This is a genomic window from Bradyrhizobium centrolobii (genome assembly GCF_001641635.1).
GTDB lineage: Bacteria > Pseudomonadota > Alphaproteobacteria > Rhizobiales > Xanthobacteraceae > Bradyrhizobium > Bradyrhizobium centrolobii.
Genome location: NZ_LUUB01000079.1, coordinates 459,318 through 477,500, shown reverse-complemented (window position 1 = coordinate 477,500; position 18,183 = coordinate 459,318). Strand labels below are relative to the sequence as shown.

The following is an 18,183-nucleotide window of genomic DNA, read 5'->3' as shown; positions in this document are numbered from 1 at the left end:
GGCGGCAGAGCAGGGCGGCTCCACGATGTTCGCGCGAATTGGGATGATAAACCACGACCGGCCCGCGCGCGATCGACCTCCTCGCCGCGCCAAAGGCTACAGGGTGATCCGATGGGGTTGAATTGAGATCGCTGACGAAAACTGAAATCAGGAGATGAAGATGAATCGCCTAGTTCTCGCGATTGTATCGGCTAGCTCAATTCTGGTGTCGGCGGCTTCGATCTCACCCGCGGCCTCACGACAATATCGCCACAGCTACGTCTCGCCGAGCGGCCCGTATGATCTCTACTGCTTGCAGGGGCGAAGCTGGGGCTACCCGGGCAACTGCCAATTCGCAACCTATGAGCAGTGCATGGCAACGGCTTCAGGTACTAACGCCTATTGTGGCATCAACCCGAGCTACGCCTTCGCGCGCGAGCGCGACTATCGCGATCAATGGTATCCGTACTAGTCAACGCCGAGGACTGCAGCCCCGATGGGGCGTCCTCGGCGGGTAGCGGCGTCGCGGCCTGGATTCATCGCTAAGCTTTCTCATTCCGTGCACGGAGGTGTCGTCCGCGCAACAGTACTTCGGCCTATTAAGGGAAACAGCTGTTTTGGTTTGCGCGAGAAGAACCGCGGCCCTATAGGCCTGCGCGTACCGGGGCTGGCGAATACTCCACCTATTTTTTTACCCGGCGAGCCGCAGCGTCTTCTGGCGCTGCGGCTTTTTTGCAGGTGAAAGGCCCGCCAGCTAGCTCGAGTCGGCGGTCCCTCGTCGCTAGGGCTCAAATCGCTTGGCAGGCGATGCTTCACCTGGTGGCGTCGGCTTCCATCCATAGGTTTGCCGCGGGATTTGGCTGGTGATGTCGACGTCCCTCTCATCAGAGAGGCGCCAGGCCGCCACTCCGAAACACACGGTCAGCATCAAAGCCGTCGCTAGCAGCAGCAAGGATAAGAAGTGGCTCACGCCTCGACCCCACAACTTGAACTGTTTGGGGAGCGAGCATGGAGCGCCGATTCGGAAAATGCAGTCGCGTTGACCTAAAGCCGGTTTTCCCCAGCCGCAGCGAGCGGACAACCCGCCTCGACTCAGGAGCCGCCTTCGCTCGCGCGATTCTGTGCTTTGCGGAGGTGCCCATGTCGCCGAGAGGGCTGAGCCTCCGCGAAGGAAGCACGCAGGTCCCGCCGCTCGGTAGCGAAGCAATTCCAAGAATGGCACAAGTCGCCTGCCTGCCCGCCAGTGGAGGCGGTGAGCGCAGGGCCCGTCCGTTCACGCTGCGGGCCGTATCCCCCCGAGAAGCGGCTGCCGGGCTCGAAATGCCAGTCCCCCCGGCAGCCCCTTGTCTCAAACTGGGTACTGAAATCCCAGTTCGAATAGAATTTGCAATGATCATGCCACAGCTTTGTGACACGGTTTGTCAGGCCCACGGGCTCACTGGCGGGCTCTCAACTGGGGCGGCCTTTGGCATCACCCGCCAATGATTTTTTCAAGCGCGACCAACGATCCAAACACGATCGCTGTGACGGCGAGGAACGTTGCGGCGAGATAGATGCGAGACATGACGAAAGCGATTGGGTGCGCGCTGTCGGTGATAACCGACGCGCCTCCAGATAGTTCTGAGGGGCAATCGGATCGGCATCAAGCATCCACGTCTTCGTTCAGATCGGCTCCGGCCTCTTCGATGTCCTGAAAGCCGTCTCAAAAGTGTACAACCATCCGGATGGAGTTGATTGAAGAGAGCGGCTGCTGGCAGGTGTTTCGCCGTTGCGGCACTTCCGCCACTAAGCTCTTGAGCATTCGAATATTTCAGCCGGCCGAACGCATCCCAAGCGGGGGCTTGCGGAACTTCGGAGCCGCCTCGGCGTTGTTTTGCCATGACCGAGAACGTTTCCTTCCGACGCAAACCTCTAACGCCCGAACAGCGTCAGGCGCGCGACGCGGCCCGACGAATCGAGGCGGAAAAAGCCATGCGCGACTATGAGGCCGCGCAGAAGGCGTTCCATGCCAATCGTGAACGGCTGAAGGCCGAACGGCTCGCGCGCGAAGCGGCCGCGGCGAAGGACTGATCTGGCCAAGCGCTGATCCGGTCAGACTCGCGCAAATCTCATCCCCGCAAGCATTCGTCCTGGAGGCGGCCGGCGTTCAATGCCGGCTGGATGCGCGCCGTGCGCTCAAGGCGAGCCTGAGCGCATGGACGGCGCTGGCGATTGCGCCGCGGGGCGGGGCCCGCGCTTCGATCGCCTCGGCCGCCAGGCGGCAATCGTCGGCCACTTTGAGCAACCCGCTTCGCGCGAGGTCCATCGTAGAGAGCGCTGCCTCCTCGAGGCAGAGGCGCTCAAGCCGGCGAAATTCCCGCAGCTCTTTGTTCATGCGTCGGCTCTCGATGTCCCGCAGTCATGCGACTGCGAGTCGTCCTAATAAATGGTAAAGATTGGGTGCTTAAGCGACGGGGCTGGTGCGGGCCTGACGCTCGCCGCGACCCACGCCGGAGCGGCCGGCCGCCGGTGCGCCTACCGTAGGCTTGACGGCGCTTCGCTTCCGCCGGAAGATTCAAATGAACAAAAACTAACGAGAACCACGGAGACGATCGCTTCCAGTCCAGTCCGCTATCGGCGCAACGCAATGGAGCTGACAATGACCACGTTCGACAAGCGCGAGCAGGGGTTTGAGGCCAAGTTCGCTCACGACGAGGAGCTCATGTTCAAGGCCACGGCCCGGTCGAACAAGCTGCTCGGGATGTGGGCTGCAGCGGAGCTCGGGCTCACCGGAGATGCCGCGGCAAGCTATGCAACCGCCCTGGTGACGGACAATCTGGACGGCCAGACGATCGACGAGACCCTGCGCAAGGTGTCGGACGACCTTGCCGGCAAGGGAATCTCGCCGGAGCAGGTCGCTCAAAAACTCAGGGATTGCCTGCACCAGGCGCTGGCGCAGCTTGAGGCCACGCCGAACGACCTTCGCTAGCGATCGATCTCACTCGGCGTGCCGGCGCAAGCCATTGTCGCTCAGCTTGTCGACGAAGGCGATACCGATCGCCGAGACCACGAAGGTGATGTGGATCAGGACCTGCCACATCACGCCCGTCTCGGTAAAGCCGGCGCGGTCCGAGCCGAGATTGCCGGCCTCGATGAAGGTGCGCAGCAGCGCGATCGAGGAGATGCCGATGATGGCCATCGCGAGCTTGATCTTGAGCACGCTCGCGTTGACGTGGCCGAGCCATTCCGGCTCGTCGGGATGGCCCTGGAGATCGAGCCGCGAGACGAAGGTCTCATAGCCACCAACGATCACCATGACCAGCAGGTTGGAGATCATCACCACATCGATCAGCGCGAGCACGCTCATCATGATCTGCTGCTCGGTGAGGTCGACCGCGTGCCAGGAGAGGTGCCAGAGCTCCTTGACGAACAGCGCGATGTAGACGCATTGCGCGACGATCAGCCCGAGATAGAGCGGCAATTGCAGCCAGCGCGAGCCGAAGATGACCATCGGCAGGGCGCGCAGGCGCGGCGAGGGCAGGCGCGGTCCGGTCCCGGTTTCAGACTCAACCGACATTCGATATTCACGCAATCCAAGTGATCCGATCTCATGTAGCCTGACAAGATGGCCGGCGGAAGACGCCGCCTGCAGGCCGCTCCCTGCGGATCGCGCGGCCGCATGCTAGTCTTTCAAAGAGCCGTCGCGCGACAGCACTGGGTGGAGGTGGGCCGTTTGAGCAGCAGTCTTTTTGGCAGGATCGTCGTTGCTGTCGCGCTGGTGCTTGCTGCCGGCACGACCGGCGCGGCGGCGGCGCCGCTGACACCGTTTCGCTACGAGGCGCAGGCGCAGCGCCATTGCCCCGGCGACAAGGTGGTGTGGCTGGATTTCAGGAAGGGCATCTACTACGCCAAGGGCCAGAAGCGCTACGGCCAGGGCTTTGACGGCAGCTTCGTCTGCCTGAGCGAGGTCCGCGGCAGCTCCTATCGCCGCTCGTTGCTGGGCCTGCGCTGAGCGGCGCACGGCCAGGATGGAAAACGGAGCCGGCTATTTCTAGCTTGGCAGCTTCACCGGTATGTGCGGGGAGGTGCTGATGACCCGGGGACTTCCGTCGGGATAGGTGCGGGTGCCACGGATCAGCGATTCAAGGACCAGTATGAATTTCTCGGCAAGCATGTGCGTCACCCTCATTGGTGATGGCCTCCTGAAATGAGTCGAGGCACCGAACGCGAAAATTCAATCAACTAAAAGGGAGCCCGACAATCCGGGACAACCACGCTTTGCTGCGACGCGATACGCTTTGATCAAGCCGAGGAAGTGCAAGGCGGGATCAGCCGAAGGCCAGTGCAACGAGGCTTGAGCACAGCAGCACCAAGCCGCCAGCGGTCAATGCCAGGAAACCATCGGATACAAGATCATGGTTGCGCATGAGACACCTGCCGCTTTCATCTTCGATGCTCGGTCGGATTGATTAAAATTCTCCGAACGTGCTGCCGTGGAAGAGGTGATGCGTGTCGCCGCGCGAGCGCCTTTAGGCGCGCGTGCGGTAACCTTCAAACGCATGGGCCAGGAAAATTCCCGCGCTTACCAGACCCATCAGTGCCGAAACCGTCTCGATCATCGTCAGATTCCAATCCGCCCCTGCACGTGAGAGAACGCGTGCAGCCTTGCACAGTCAAAAGAATTCCAGTGAGTGCCGCGACAATGGGGGTGGAGTGATGCTTCAGCGCAACAGCCCGTCCACGACTGGTACAAACCAAGGCGCACGCGCGCGTTCGCGCGCCGCAATTCAACCGTAGTTCAACGGAGGGCGGCGAACGTTCGGTTTACCATCTTGGCGCGACTCTCGCGCGCTCCCCATTTCCGCCGTGTTCGGGTTGCGATATCGTCACGACTTCCGACGCGGTGGTGGGCCGCGCTGGACAAACACCGGCAGAAGGCCTGTCCGCGGCTAGGCGGGTTGGGCACGCGTCCGGCGAAATGGTATTTGGGGCGAATGGGGATCCGACGGTCAGATTCGGTGGTACGGGCCGCGCGTGGTATCGCTGCGGCTGCGACCTGCATTGTGCTCGCCAATTGCGCCTCGTCGGGCAAATTCGCCAGCCGCGTCGATCCGAAATACGGCGTGTCCTCGAGTCCTCGGGTCGTGGCCTGGGGTGAGCCGGTCCCCAAGGGCGGCGGCACGTACCGCGTCGGCAAGCCCTATGTGGTGGCGGGCCGGACCTACGTGCCGGAGGAGGACGTCAACTACCGCGCCGACGGCTTGGCATCCTGGTACGGCAACGACTTCCATGGCCGCCTGACCGCCAATGGCGAGGTGTTCGACATGGGCTCGCTCACGGCAGCCCATCCGACCCTGCCGATGCCGTCGTACGCGCGCGTGACCAACCTTTCGAACGGCAAGTCCCTGATCGTGCGCGTCAATGACCGCGGCCCCTATCACGGCAACCGGCTCATCGACGTCTCCAACAAAGCCGCCGAACTCCTTGAATTCAAAGGAAATGGCGTCGCTAAGGTCCGTGTCGAATATGTCGGCCGGGCGCCGCTCGAAGGCTCCGACGACCGCCAGCTCATGGCCACCTTGCGCACCGGCATTCCGGCGCCATCGCCCTCGATGGTTCGGGTCGCTTCGGCGCGGCCCTTTGTGCCCGAGCTGCCATCATCGACCCGCGGGGCGATCCGCGGCGAGGTCCCGATGCCGGAGGGGCGGCCCTACAGTCTCGGCAACACCTCCGCCGATGTCGCCTCCATCAATGCAACCTCGGAGATGTCGGCCTCGAGCCGCAGCCGGGGGCGGGCGCTCCAGAATGCCAGGGCGGTGTCCTATGACGAGGACGGCCGCTACACGACGGACAGCGGTCCCGCTATCTCCGATGGAGCTGCGGAAGCCCGCAGCATCCTGACCGGCCGCGGCCTCTACTGAGCCGCGCTCTCCTTCAGGAATTGCACAAGCGCAGAATTGACCTCGTCGGGCCGCTCCTGCTGCACCCAGTGGCCGGCCCCCTCGATGATCAGCTTGCGCTTGAGGTTTGGCAGCACGCGCTCCAGCTCGTTGACGCGCTTGGCTCCGATCAGGCCGGTGATGACGGCGTCCTTCGAGCCGGCGATGAACAGGGAAGGCTGATGGATCCGGGCATCCTGCCAGGGGGCTGTGAGTTCCCAATTGCGGTCGATGTTGCGATACCAGTTCAAGCCGCCCCGGAAGCCGGACTTGCGGAAGGTCTCGGTGAAGTAGGCGAGGTCAGCTTCGGAAAGCCAGTTCGGCAAGGCCTCGGTGCCTGATGCGTGGCCGAGGAAACCTTTCCCTTCCTGGACGAACATCGCTGCCGTCGGATCGGCCAAACCGCGGCCGCCCAACACGACCCGCATCGTGTGAGCGACGTCGCGCTCGAGCTCGGCCTCGGCCACACCTGGCGTCTGGAAATACTGCCAGTAGAAATTCGTGACGCCACCCTGGCGCAACAGGTCGAGCGGCTTGCCGCGGGCCCGGAACGGCGGCGGCACGCTGAGGCCTGCGACGGCCGTGAAGATATCAGGCCGGAACAGCGCGGCATGCCAGGCGACCGGTGCGCCCCAGTCGTGTCCGACCACCATTGCCCGGGTCTCGCCGAGCGCCTGCACCAGGCCGACCACATCGCCGACCGTATCGAAGATCGAATAGGCGGAGACGTCGGATGGCGCCGCGCTCTGGCCATAGCCACGCATGTCGGGCGCAACGACGTGAAAGCCTGCGGCGGCCAGCGCCGGGATCTGGTGGCGCCAGGAGTAGGAGAGTTCCGGCCAGCCGTGGCACAGCACCACCAGCGGTCCCTGGCCCTCTTCGCGGATGAAGAGCTCAATCCCGTTGGCGGTGATAACGCGGGTGGAGGACATCGCTTTTCCGCCTTGTTTCAGGGGTTTGTTCGGAAATCATGAGATGTCACGATAGGGGCGCGGAAAGAATCGTGCAATCACCGGGTCTGGCGCCCATCCTCGTGTTGTTCGCACCGGTTCCAACTGTTAGAACGCCGCTCTCAGGGCTTCGCCATGGCATTTCGTATTTCTTTGCCCCGTCGAAACCGGCCCATGGCCGGGACACTGACCCGTGGCCTGATCGCGACTCTTTTGGTGATGAGCGTCGGCTGGGGCGGGGTGCTCTATGCCGCCAACCAGAGCGTCCAAGGCGCCAGGAAAACGGACGACGCCGGCTTTGACGGCGACGCGCCCACCGCGATCCTGATCGAGGCCTCGAGCGGCAGCGTGCTGTTCGAGAAGAACGCCGATGAAATGCGCGCGCCCTCCAGCATGATGAAGCTGATGACCGCGGAGGTCGTCTTCAACGCAGTCAACAAGGGCGACATTAAGCTGACCGACGAATACCGGATCAGCGAGAATGCGTGGCGCAGGGGCGGCGCACCCTCCGGCGGCTCGACCATGTTTGCCGCGATCAACAGCAAGGTCTCGGTGGACGATCTCTTGCACGGCGCGATCATCCAGAGCGGCAACGACGCCTGCATCGCGCTTGCCGAGGGCATCGCCGGCAACGAACGCATCTTTGCCGCCGACTTCATGACCAAGCGTGCGCGTGAGCTCGGGCTGACCAAATCGACCTTCGCCAACTCCAACGGATTGCCGGACCCCGGCAACAAGATGACGGTGCGCGAACTCGGCATCCTCGCCCGTCACATCATCCTGGACTATCCCGAGTTCTACAAGCTGTTCGGCGAGAAGGAGTTCACCTGGAACAAGATCCGTCAGCAAAATCGTAACCCGCTGCTGAATGCCATGCCGGGAGCTGACGGCCTGAAGACCGGCTACACCAAGGAAGGCGGCTACGGCATGGTCGGTTCGGCCGTGCAGGACGGCACGCGGCTGATCGTCGTGGTCAACGGGTTGGAAGATCCTGAGGACCGCGCCACCGAAGCCAAGAAGATGCTGGAATGGGGTTTTCGCAATTTCGAGACCCGCATCCTGATCGCGGCCGACCAGCCGGTCGGCTACGCCAAGGTCTTCGGCGGCGAGAGCCGTTCGGTGAAGCTCGTGGCCAAGGCACCTGTGAAAGTGATGGTGCACAAGAACGGAGGCGACAAGCTGATCGCGCGTATCGTCTATAGCGGCCCGGTGCGCGCGCCGATCCAGGAGGGCCAGCAAATCGGCGTGGTGCGGGTCTGGCGTAGTGGCAATATCGCGGTGGAGACGCCGGTCTATGCGGGCGAGGCGATCGGCACCGGCTCGACCATGCGTCGCGCCATCGACGGCGCCAGCGAGCTCGTGATCGGCATGTTCCGCGCTGGCGCCGAGAAGCTCTGACCATGAAGGAGATCGCGGTACAGCGCCCGTCCGGACGCGGACGCTTCATCACCTTTGAAGGCGGCGAGGGCGCGGGCAAGTCGACCCAGATCAAGAAGCTCGCCGACCGGTTGAGTGCGGCCAAGCTCCGCACCATCGTCACGCGCGAGCCGGGCGGCTCGCCGGGCGCCGAGATCATGCGGCATCTCGTGCTGTCCGGAATGGGCAAGCTGCTCGGGCCCGAGGCCGAGACGCTGCTGTTTGCCGCCGCCCGCGATGATCATGTCCGCACGGTGATCCAGCCGGCGCTCAATCAAGGCATCTGGGTCCTGTGCGACCGCTTCGCCGACTCGACGCGCGCCTATCAGGGCAGCCTGGGCAGCGTGCCGACCGGCCTGATCAACGCGATGCAGCGCGTCACGATCGGCGACCTCAAGCCGGACCTCACCTTCATCCTCGACCTGCCGGTCGAGATCGGCTTGCAGCGCGCCGCCGCACGTCGCGGCAGCGGTGCGCCGGATCGGTTCGAGGGCGAGAATCTCAGGTTCCACCAGGGCCTGCGCGACGCCTACCGCCAGATCGCGACTGAGGAACCCGCGCGGTGCGTGCTGATCGACGCCAATGCCGACCCTGACACGGTCGCCGAACGCATCTGGACGGCGCTGCGCGATCGCCTTCTCCCCACGCCAGCATCAGTGGTTTCAGCATGAGCCCGCGTCAGGCCGAGCGCGAAACCGCCATTCCGCATCCCCGTGAGACGAGCCGGCTGTTCGGCCATCGCGAGGCGGAGGTGGCGCTGCTGACGGCCTATCGCAGCGGGCGCATCCCGCATGCCTGGTTGATCGGCGGGCCGCAAGGGATCGGCAAGGCGACGCTCGCGTATTGGATGGCGCGCTTCGTGCTCGGCCATGGCCAGCCGCTGGCGCCCGCCGTGCAGCGCGCCGAGAGCCTGGCAGTCGATCCCGACGATGCCGTGGCGAGGCAGATCGCCGCCGGCTCGCACGGCGGCCTGTTGACGCTGGAGCGCACCGCGAACGACCGTGGCGTGATGCGCACGGTGATCACCGTCGACGAGACGCGCGAGACGATCGCGTTCTTCGGCTCGACCGCGGCGGCGGAAGGCTGGCGCGTCTGCATCGTCGACACCGTCGACGAGCTCAATCCGAATGCCGCAAATGCGCTTCTGAAGATTCTCGAGGAACCGCCGCAGCAGTCGCTGTTCCTGCTGGTGAGCCACGCGCCAGCGCGGGTGTTGGCCACGATCCAGTCGCGCTGCCGCAAGCTGCGCCTGCGCCCGCTCGCGACCGATGAGGTAATCGAAGCCGCGGCCGCAGCGGCCGATCTCGAGCCGACCGATCCGGCGCTGCGCGAGGCCGCGGAGGCCTCCGAGGGCAGCGTCGCACGGGCGCTGAAGCTGCTCGGCGGTGACGCGCTCAAGCTTCAGCAGCGCACGGCGGCGCTGCTCGCACGCCTGCCGCAGGTCGATCCGCGCGAACTGCACACGCTCGGCGATTCGCTAGGCACCAGCGATCGCGTCGCGCTCGCGGCCTTCATCGACGGCATCGATCGCTGGATCGCCGAGCGCTTGCATGCGGACGAAGGCAATGCCAACCAGAACCTGCCGCGCCTTGCACGGCTGGCGGAGGTATGGGAAAAGATCGTCCGCGCCGCGCGCGACACCGAAACCTACAATCTGGAGCGGAAGCCCTTGGTTTTCTCGGTGTTCGGCTGGCTGGCGGACGCAACGCGCTAGGCGCAGGTTCGTTTCCAAATTTTGAGAGCCGTAAAGGAATTCGTGGTGGCAACGCGAGCTAAGAAAACCGTCGAACGCAAGAGCGGCAAGAAGGCTGCGAAGAAAGCCGCGAAACGGCCCGCCAAGGCTCGCACGCGCAAGGCCGCCAAGAAGGCCAAGAAGCCTGCAAAGAAAGCTGCCGCCAAGAAGCGGGTGAAAAAGACGGCGATCGCAACGAAGACGGCAAAGAAGGCTGGCAAGAAGGCCGCGAAGAAGCAGGTCGCGACCAAGAAGGTCTCAAAAGAGAAGGTCGCCACGAAGCCGGCAAAGGCTCCGGCGACGCAGACGGTCAAGAGGGCGAGGGTGGCTGCGCCGCCCGTGGCGCCGGCTCCGGTCGTTGCCGCGCCGAAGCCTGCCGCGCCGAAGCCTGCCAAGCCGAAGGCTCCGCGCACTCCGAAGGTTGTCGCTGCCGCTCCGCAGGCCGCGGCACCCGTTGCAGCACCTGCGCGCGACAACGTCTTCTACATCTCGACAGCGATCGCCTATCCCAACGGCAACCCGCATATCGGTCACGCCTATGAGGCGATTTCGGCCGATGTGCTCGCGCGCTTTGCGCGGCTCGACGGCAAGGACGTGTTCTTCCTGACCGGCACCGACGAGCACGGCCTGAAGATGATCCAGACCGCGCAGAACGAAGGTCTCACCCCGTCCGCGCTCGCCGCTCGCAACGCCGGCCGCTTCAAGGAGATGGACGAGCGTTTGAACGTGTCGTTCGACCGCTTCATCCGCACCACCGAAGCGCAGCACCATGACTCGAGCAAGGAAATCTGGCGGCGCATGGCTGCCAATGGTGACATCTATGCCGACACCTATTCCGGCTGGTACTCGGTGCGGGATGAGGCCTACTACGCCGAGGACGAGACGCGCCTGAACGACGACGGCGTGCGCCTCGGACCGCAGGGCACGCCGGTCGAGTGGGTCGAGGAGAAGAGCTACTTCTTCCGCCTGTCGGCCTATCAGGACAAGTTGCTGAAGCTCTATGAGGAGCATCCCGATTTCATCGGCCCGGACGCGCGCCGGAACGAAGTGGTGAGCTTCGTCAAAAGCGGCCTGCGCGATCTCTCGATCTCGCGCACGACCTTCGACTGGGGCGTGAAGGTGCCTGATGACGAAGAGCACGTGATGTATGTCTGGGTCGACGCGCTCACCAACTACATCACCGGCGTCGGCTTCCCGGACGAGAACGATGCGAACTGGCGCTACTGGCCGGCGGATGTGCACATCATCGGCAAGGACATTATTCGCTTCCATGCAGTCTACTGGCCGGCGTTCCTGATGTCGGCCGGCATTCCGCTGCCGAAGCGCGTCTATGCCCACGGCTTCCTGTTCAACAGGGGCGAGAAGATGTCGAAATCGGTCGGCAACGTCGTCGATCCCTTCAATCTCGCCGACCAGTATGGCGTCGACCAGATGCGCTATTTCTTCCTGCGCGAGGTGCCGTTCGGCCAGGACGGCAATTACAACCACGAGGCCATCGTCGCGCGCATCAATGCCGATCTCGCCAACGATCTCGGCAACCTCGCGCAGCGCTCGCTGTCGATGATTGCCAAGCAACTGGGTGGCGTGCTGCCCGAGCCCGGCGAGTTCAGCGACAACGACAAGGCGATCCTCGGCCTGGCCGACGGCATGATCGCAGCCAGCCGCGAGGCGATGGCGACGCAGCAGATCCACCACTGGCTCAACGCCGTGTGGGCCGTGGTCGCGGAGGCCAACCGCTATTTCGCGGGCGAGGCGCCCTGGGCGCTCGCCAAGACCGATCCGGCGCGGCAGAAGACTGTGCTCTATGTGACGGCGGAAGTGGTGCGCCAGATCGCGATCCTGGCCCAGCCGGCGATGCCGACCGCATCGGGCAAGCTGCTCGACAGTCTCGGCATCGCGGAAGGAGAGCGCAACTTCGCCATGCTCGGCGGGGCGACGCGCATTGCGCCAGGTTCGATGCTGCCGGCGCCGACGCCGGCGTTCCCGCGCTACATCGAGCCGGCGGCCTAAGGGCGTTCGCGCGATGCTGGTCGACAGCCACTGCCATCTGGATTTTCCGGACTTTTCGGAGGACATCGACGGGATCGTGGCGCGCGCGCGTGCGGCCGGCATCGGGCGCATGGTCACGATCTCGACGCGGGTGCGGCGGCTGAACGATCTGCTTGCGATCGCCGAGCGCTACGACGACGTCTATTGCTCGGTCGGCACCCATCCGCACAACGCGGATGAGGAGGACGGCATCTCGCCGGACGAGCTGATCGCGCTGACGCAGCATCCCAAGGTCGTTGCGCTTGGCGAAGCCGGGCTCGACTACTTCTACGACAACGGCTCGCCGGAGGCGCAGGCGAGGGGCTTTCGCGCCCACATCACCGCGGCGCGCGCGACCGGCCTGCCGCTCGTGATCCATACCCGCGAGGCGGACGGGGATTGCGGCCGCATCCTGGAAGAGGAGGTCGCAAAAGGATCGTTTAGCGCCGTGCTGCACTGCTACACGGGCGGGCGCGAGCTTGCGATGAAGGCCGTGTCGCTCGGGCTCTACATCGGCTTCACGGGCATCCTGACCTTCAAGAAGTCGGACGCCTTGCGCGCGCTCGCGGCCGAGCTGCCGTCCGATCGTATTATGGTTGAAACAGACTCTCCCTATCTTGCGCCCGGCAAGTTCCGGGGCAAACGCAACGAGCCGGCCTATGTGGTCGAGGTCGCAAAGGTGCTCGCCGAAACGCGCGGCGTGTCGCTCGAGGAGATCTCACGCCAGACCACCGAAAACTTCTTCCGCCTGTTCTCCAAGGTGAAAGCTTAAAGCCAGGAGCCGCATGACACTGACGCTGACGATCCTGGGCTGCGGCTCCTCTGCCGGTGTGCCGCGCCCGGCGCTCGGCTGGGGCGCCTGCGATCCCAACAATCCCAAGAATCGCCGACGCCGCTGCTCGTTGCTGGTCGAACACATCGCCGACCATGGCACCACGCGCATCGTGATCGACACCTCGCCCGATCTGCGCGAGCAGCTCATCGATGCCAATGTCGATCACATCGATGCTGTGTTCCTGACGCATGAGCATGCCGACCAGACCCATGGCATGGACGACCTGCGTTCGGTCGTCCTTCACATGCGCAAGCGCATTCCGGTCTACTTCAACCAGTCGACCGCCAAGGACATCATGGCGCGGTTCTCCTATTGCTTCATCTCCCCGGAGGGCAGCGACTACCCGCCGATCCTGACGCGGCATGGAATCGAGGCGGGCGAGAGCCAGACGATTTTGGGGAAGGGCGGCGCAGTGACGCTGCGGGCTTTCCTGGTGCAGCACGGCAAGATCCCGGCGCTCGGCTATCGCATCGGCAATGCCGCCTACACGCCCGACCTCAACGACATCCCGCGCGAGAGCTGGGGCGCGCTGGAAAATCTCGATCTCTGGATCGTCGATGGGCTGCGCTACACCGACCACTCCAGCCATTTCAGCATCAATGATGCGCTGACCTGGATCGAACGGTTCAAGCCGAAGCGGGCCGTCATCACCAACATGACGGCCGACGTCGATTACGAGGTGATCAGGCAATCGCTGCCCTCGGGCGTGGTGCCTGGCTATGACGGGTTGCGGCTCGAGACGCACTGAGAGCGGCTACCAAGCGTAGCGCAGCACGGCCTTGCCGGTATAGGAGCGCACCAGGCTCGAAAGCGTGCTGTCGAAGCTCGCCGCGGCGGCCCAGTCGTCGCCACCGCGCAATTCGAGCGCAACGCCTGCCAGGGCCGCGTCCGGCACGAGTGCCGTGCCGCCAGCGATGAGGCCCTGACCGGCCAGAGCCTGAAATGCCGGCTGTGTCGATTGCGTCGCGCTGAAATCATGCGCCCAGGCGAGCCGTCCGCGCAGATTCACCAGGCTCCCCGAAACGGCAAGCGACGTACTCGTGCGCAAGCCGAGCTCGATGCGGCTGTCGGTGATGCTGCTGTCGCTACCGGCCGCCGCCTCAAGCCCGTTGGTCGCGTAGGCCGGCTGGGCCGCACTGCCCGGCAGGCGGAAGGTCGTGACCTCCGCGGCCGCGTAGGGGGTGATGCCGAGCCAGGGCATCGCAAGGCGATATCCACTCTCGATGCGGCCGAAATAGGCGTTGGCGTTGATCGCCGAGTTGACTTGGGCGGTGCCGGCCGGAGCGGCCGGATAGTCGTTGGTGATCGCCTGCCAGCCATAGGCGAGCGCAGTGGCAACATAGGCCGCTCCGGCGGTATGCCTGACGAAAGCACCAGCCTGGAACAAATCGGATTGGCCGCTCGAAAAGTTATTGGCAAAGCCGGTGCCGCCACCGGCAAGCGCAAATCCCATCCGCGTCTGTGGTGAGAGCGAATAGTCGGCCCCGACCACGGTGCCAAAGCTCCGGCTGGCTGAGCCGGCGCCGCCGGTCGAGACCTGCGATCCGCCAAAGCCCGCCGCCCAAACGTTCCAGTGCGGGGCTGCGAGCGATGGCTTGCCGTAGACCGCCTCATAGGCCTCGCGTCCGATGCCGCCATGCGTCCGATCGTTTCCGATCGAGGCGTAGGCGGCGAGCTCGGAGTCGAACTCAGCCGGCAAGGCGCCGCGGCCGTCGATGGCGGGATCGAGCAGGGTCTGCGTGAACTGCCTCATGGCGAGGAAGGTGGCCTGGGCGGTCTCGGTCCGCGAGGCGCCGTCAGATTCGCCGCCAAATGCCTGCCGCATGCCGACGAATCTCGCCCCGCCGGCAGGCCCTTGCGCGTTCCAGCCGTAGCTCGGCTGCATGCCGCCGCCACCGAACCACGCGCCGGCGAAGGCCGGTGGCTGCGGGCCCCCAAACATGGGACTGGCGAAATTGTTGAAGCCGTAGCCTGCAGGATTGGGAGCGGCGGGCCCAAAATTCGGCCCGCCCGCGAATGCGCCGAACTCGCGCATCGCCTGCGCGGCAGTAGCGCCGGGCAGCAGCAATCCAGCCGTCAATAGCAGTAGCGCCAGACGCACACGCACGTCTGCGCTCACGACACCAACCGCATGAAGCGCCCCAACCGCGCCGGTCGCCAGCCACGCAGCTCGCGCGGCGAATCACAGGGAATCAGCGATTCCGGTTGAGCAGGAGCGTAGGTTGGTCTCTATCGTTTTCCAACCTTTTCCGGCCGTGTCTCGATGTCGTCGAACGTACACAAATCGATTGCACGACGAATCGTCGCCGCGCGCGCAGGGTCAATCCGCATTTCTACGTGCGAGATGATTGGTCAGCTCAGACCGAGATCGCCTTCGCCGATCCCGCCCCGTTGCGCAGCACGAATTTCTGGATCTTTCCGGTCGAGGTCTTCGGGATCGGTCCGAACACGACGGCCTTCGGCGTCTTGAAGCCCGACATGTGGCTGCGGCAGAAGGCGATGATCTCGGCTTCGCTCGCGCTCGCGCCGTCTTTCAATTCGACGAAGGCGCAGGGCACCTCGCCCCATTTCGGGTCGGGCTTTGCCACCACGGCGGCGAACAGCACGGCCGGGTGCTTGTAGAGAATGTCCTCGACCTCGACCGAGGAGATGTTCTCGCCGCCGGAGATGATGATGTCTTTCGAGCGGTCCTTGATGATGACATAGCCGTACTCGTCGAGCACGGCTAGATCGCCACTGTGAAACCACCCGCCTTCGAAGGCTTCCTTCGTCGCGTTCTCGTTCTTCAGATAGCCCTTCATCACGATGTTGCCGCGGAACATGACCTCGCCGATGGTCTCGCCGTCGCGCGGCACCTCCTGCATGGTCTGCGGATTGATGACGGTGACGGCTTCCTCGAGCGGGTAGGACACGCCCTGCCGGCGCTTCATGCGCGCGCGCTCGGCGGCGGGAAGCTCGTCCCAGCCGGGCTGCTCGGCGCAGACGGAGGCGGGGCCGTAGACCTCGGTCAGGCCATAGACGTGGGTGAGCTTGATGCCGATACTCTCGGCGCCCTCCAGCACGGCGACCGGCGGCGCGGCGCCGGCGATCAGGCCGACGACGCGGCGGGCCGCACTGCCCTTGGGCGCATCGGGCGCGTTGATCAGCGTGTTGTAGACAATCGGCGCGCCGCACATGTGGGTCACGCCGTGCTGTTTGATCAGCTCGAAGATCCTGGTCGGCTCGACCTTGCGCAGGCAGACATTGATGCCGGCGGCCGCCGCGATGGTCCAAGGGAAGCACCAGCCGTTGCAATGGAACATCGGTAGCGTCCAGAGGTACACCGGATGCTGGCCGAGATTGCCGGCGAGAATGTTGCTGACGGCGTTCAGATAGGCGCCGCGATGATGGGTGACGACGCCTTTGGGATTGCCCGTGGTCCCCGAGGTGTAGCTCAGCGCGATGGCGTTCCACTCGTCCGCCGGCAGGATCGCCATGAAGCTCGGATCGCCCTGCGCAACTGCCGTCTCATACTCGATCTCGCCGATGCGCTTACCGCCCTTGAACGCGGCGTCGTCGACGTCGATCACGAGCGGTTTTGGTCCCGTCATCTGCGCGAGCGCGTCGGAAATCACGCCCGAAAATTCCGGATCGACCAGGATGATCTTCGCTCCGCCATGGTCGAGCTGGAACGCGATTGAGGGCGCATCGAGCCGGATGTTCTGCGCATTGAGCACCGCGCCGGTCATGGGCACCGCGAAATGCGCCTCGTTCATCGCGGGCACGTTGGGCAGCATGACCGCGACCGTGTCGCCGACACCGATGCCTTTGCCTGCGAGCCAGGAAGCAAAGCGCCGGCAGCGCTCGTAGGTCTGCGCCCAGGTGAAGCTGCGGCCTTCATAGACCGCACTGGCGTGGTCGGGATAGACGGCGGCGCTGCGCGCGAGGAAGCTCAGTGGGCTCAAAGGCACATAGTTGGCGGGTGTCTTGTCGAGGCCGATATTGTACTGGTTCTGCCGCTCACTCATCGACACCCTCCTTCACTCCGCGTCAAAGGAATCCGATCGAGATCCAGGGGAAGATCGCGACGATGATCAATCCCACGAGCAGCGCCAGCAGGTAGCCCCAGATCGGCCTGATGCCTTCGGCCGGATCGACGCGTCCGATGGCGCACGCCGCATAATAGCCGACGCCGAAGGGCGGGGCGAATAGTCCGATACCCATCGCCAGAATGATCACCATGGCATAGTGCACCTCGTGCACCCCGACGGCACGGGCGATCGGAAACAACAGCGGCCCGAACAGCACGATGGCCGGGATTCCCTCCAGCACGCTGCCGAGGATGGTGAAGGCCAGGATCGAGACCGCGATGAAGGAGGCGGAGCCGCCCGGCAGGCCGGTCATGGCAGCCGCCAGCGAGCGCGAGAAGCCGGACTGGGTCAGGCCCCAGGCCATACCGGTTGCGGTCCCGATGATCAGCAGGATCGCGCCGGACAGCGCCGCGGTTTCGACCAGCATCGGAAACAGCCGCCGCCAATCGAAGCGGCGGTAGATCAAAAGGCCGACCAGGACGCCATAGACGATGCCGATGGTGGAGACTTCCGTGGCGGTCGCGATGCCCTCGACCACGGCGTAGCGGATCACGAAGGGCAGCGCGAGCGCGGGCAGGGCGATGACGAAGGTCTTGCCGATCTCGGAGGCCGTGGCGCGGCGGACGTGGCTCATGTCCTCGTGACGGTAGCGCCACCACACCAGCATGCAGAGCGTGAGCGCAAGCACCACGCCGGGCAACAGGCCGCCGGTGAACAGCGCCGCGATCGAGACGCCCGTGACCGAGCCGATCGTAATCAGCACGAGGCTCGGCGGAATGGTCTCGGTCTGCGCGCCGGTCGCCGCGAGCAGGGCGACGAGATCGCCGGGGCGGGCGCCGCGCTCTTTCATCTCGGGGAACAGCACCGGCGCGACCGCCGCCATGTCGGCGGCCTTGGCGCCGGAGATGCCGGAGACCAGGTACATGGCGCCGACCAGCACGTAATGCAGGCCGCCGCGGACGTGGCCGAGCAGGCTCGCCAGGAACGCCACCATAGCCCGCGCCATGCCGGTCATCTCGATCAGCAGGCCCAGGAACACGAACAGCGGTACAGAGAGCAGGATGAGGTGGCTCATGCCCTCGTCCATCCGCCCGACCAGCACCATCACGGGCGTGCGCGTGGTCAGCGCCAGGTAGCCGTAGATCGCCAGCCCAAAGCCGAACGCAATGGGAACGCCGGCGAAGACGCAGAAGCCGGCAACGCCGACGAAGAAGATCACCAGATTGAGGTTGCCGAGCGGCCGCAGATATGGCTC

At 64.6% G+C, this 18,183-nt stretch carries 17 protein-coding genes; 11 read left to right on the top strand and 6 right to left on the bottom strand.

The annotated features are described in order from the left end of the window. The first annotated feature begins 160 nt into the window (after window positions 1-160). Complete coding sequence (locus AYJ54_RS47895) at window positions 161-451, top strand: DUF3551 domain-containing protein (protein WP_082905899.1); 291 nt, start codon at window positions 161-163, stop codon at window positions 449-451. A 1,406-nt stretch (window positions 452-1,857) separates the two neighbouring features. Then, the gene (locus AYJ54_RS28525; protein ID WP_063704163.1) at window positions 1,858-2,049 is read left to right on the top strand and encodes a hypothetical protein; all 192 of its coding nucleotides are present in this window, start codon (window positions 1,858-1,860) and stop codon (window positions 2,047-2,049) included. A 76-nt stretch (window positions 2,050-2,125) separates the two neighbouring features. Here AYJ54_RS28525 and AYJ54_RS28520 read toward each other — a convergent pair whose 3' ends face one another. Further along, window positions 2,126-2,353 (bottom strand): hypothetical protein, encoded by a 228-nt coding sequence (locus tag AYJ54_RS28520; RefSeq protein ID WP_063704161.1) that lies wholly within the window; start codon window positions 2,351-2,353, stop codon window positions 2,126-2,128. Between the two features lie 264 nt (window positions 2,354-2,617). Between AYJ54_RS28520 and AYJ54_RS28515 the strand changes: the two genes are divergently transcribed. Beyond that, window positions 2,618-2,947, top strand: a complete 330-nt coding sequence (locus AYJ54_RS28515) for a DUF1476 domain-containing protein (protein ID WP_063704296.1) — start codon at window positions 2,618-2,620, stop codon at window positions 2,945-2,947. A 9-nt stretch (window positions 2,948-2,956) separates the two neighbouring features. On the opposite strand, the gene AYJ54_RS28510 is transcribed toward AYJ54_RS28515, so the two are convergent. Continuing rightward, window positions 2,957-3,535 carry a TIGR00645 family protein gene (locus AYJ54_RS28510; protein ID WP_063704159.1) on the bottom strand — a complete coding sequence of 193 codons (579 nt, stop codon included), beginning with the start codon at window positions 3,533-3,535 and terminating at the stop codon, window positions 2,957-2,959. Window positions 3,536-3,691: 156 nt separating this feature from the next. Here AYJ54_RS28510 and AYJ54_RS28505 point away from each other — a divergent pair, with 156 nt between their 5' ends. Continuing rightward, on the top strand, window positions 3,692-3,970 hold the full coding sequence (locus AYJ54_RS28505; protein ID WP_063704294.1) for a hypothetical protein: 279 nt from the start codon (window positions 3,692-3,694) through the stop codon (window positions 3,968-3,970). 982 nt (window positions 3,971-4,952) lie between these two features. Further along, window positions 4,953-5,879, top strand: a complete 927-nt coding sequence (locus AYJ54_RS28500; RefSeq protein WP_063704158.1) for a septal ring lytic transglycosylase RlpA family protein — start codon at window positions 4,953-4,955, stop codon at window positions 5,877-5,879. Here AYJ54_RS28500 and AYJ54_RS28495 read toward each other — a convergent pair. Further along, window positions 5,873-6,829, bottom strand: coding sequence for an alpha/beta fold hydrolase (locus tag AYJ54_RS28495; protein ID WP_063704156.1), 957 nt, complete (start codon window positions 6,827-6,829; stop codon window positions 5,873-5,875). The two genes, AYJ54_RS28500 and AYJ54_RS28495, sit on opposite strands and share 7 nt — an antisense overlap. Before the next feature lie 153 nt (window positions 6,830-6,982). Between AYJ54_RS28495 and AYJ54_RS28490 the strand changes: the two genes are divergently transcribed. Genes AYJ54_RS28490 through AYJ54_RS28465 form a run of 6 tightly spaced genes read left to right on the top strand, consistent with a single transcriptional unit; the run spans window position 6,983 to window position 13,606 of the window. Beyond that, entirely contained in the window at window positions 6,983-8,245 is a 1,263-nt protein-coding gene (locus AYJ54_RS28490) for a D-alanyl-D-alanine carboxypeptidase family protein (RefSeq protein WP_063704155.1), read from the top strand. A gap of 2 nt (window positions 8,246-8,247) precedes the next feature. Continuing rightward, window positions 8,248-8,934, top strand: coding sequence for a dTMP kinase (tmk, locus tag AYJ54_RS28485; RefSeq protein WP_063704153.1), 687 nt, complete (start codon window positions 8,248-8,250; stop codon window positions 8,932-8,934). Next, window positions 8,931-9,977, top strand: a complete 1,047-nt coding sequence (locus AYJ54_RS28480) for a DNA polymerase III subunit delta' (protein ID WP_063704151.1) — start codon at window positions 8,931-8,933, stop codon at window positions 9,975-9,977. The genes tmk and AYJ54_RS28480 overlap by 4 nt, the downstream gene beginning before the upstream one ends. Before the next feature lie 45 nt (window positions 9,978-10,022). Next, window positions 10,023-12,005: a methionine--tRNA ligase gene (gene metG / locus AYJ54_RS28475; protein ID WP_082905898.1), complete on the top strand. Its 1,983-nt coding sequence runs from the start codon at window positions 10,023-10,025 to the stop codon at window positions 12,003-12,005. A 13-nt stretch (window positions 12,006-12,018) separates the two neighbouring features. Next, window positions 12,019-12,795, top strand: a complete 777-nt coding sequence (locus tag AYJ54_RS28470; protein WP_063704149.1) for a TatD family hydrolase — start codon at window positions 12,019-12,021, stop codon at window positions 12,793-12,795. A gap of 13 nt (window positions 12,796-12,808) precedes the next feature. Continuing rightward, a complete protein-coding gene (locus AYJ54_RS28465) occupies window positions 12,809-13,606 on the top strand; it encodes an MBL fold metallo-hydrolase (RefSeq protein ID WP_063704147.1) in 798 nt (265 codons plus the stop codon). 6 nt (window positions 13,607-13,612) lie between these two features. Here the strand turns inward: AYJ54_RS28465 and AYJ54_RS28460 are convergent, their stop codons facing one another. From AYJ54_RS28460 to AYJ54_RS28450, 3 genes are all read right to left on the bottom strand, one after another. Continuing rightward, a complete protein-coding gene (locus AYJ54_RS28460) occupies window positions 13,613-14,965 on the bottom strand; it encodes an autotransporter outer membrane beta-barrel domain-containing protein (RefSeq protein WP_136623986.1) in 1,353 nt (450 codons plus the stop codon). A 250-nt stretch (window positions 14,966-15,215) separates the two neighbouring features. Further along, window positions 15,216-16,865, bottom strand: a complete 1,650-nt coding sequence (locus AYJ54_RS28455) for an acyl-CoA synthetase (RefSeq protein ID WP_063704143.1) — start codon at window positions 16,863-16,865, stop codon at window positions 15,216-15,218. Window positions 16,866-16,887: 22 nt separating this feature from the next. Then, window positions 16,888-18,183, bottom strand: a 1,296-nt coding sequence (locus tag AYJ54_RS28450; RefSeq protein WP_245329151.1) for a TRAP transporter large permease, incomplete at its 5' end; no start/stop codon positions are given.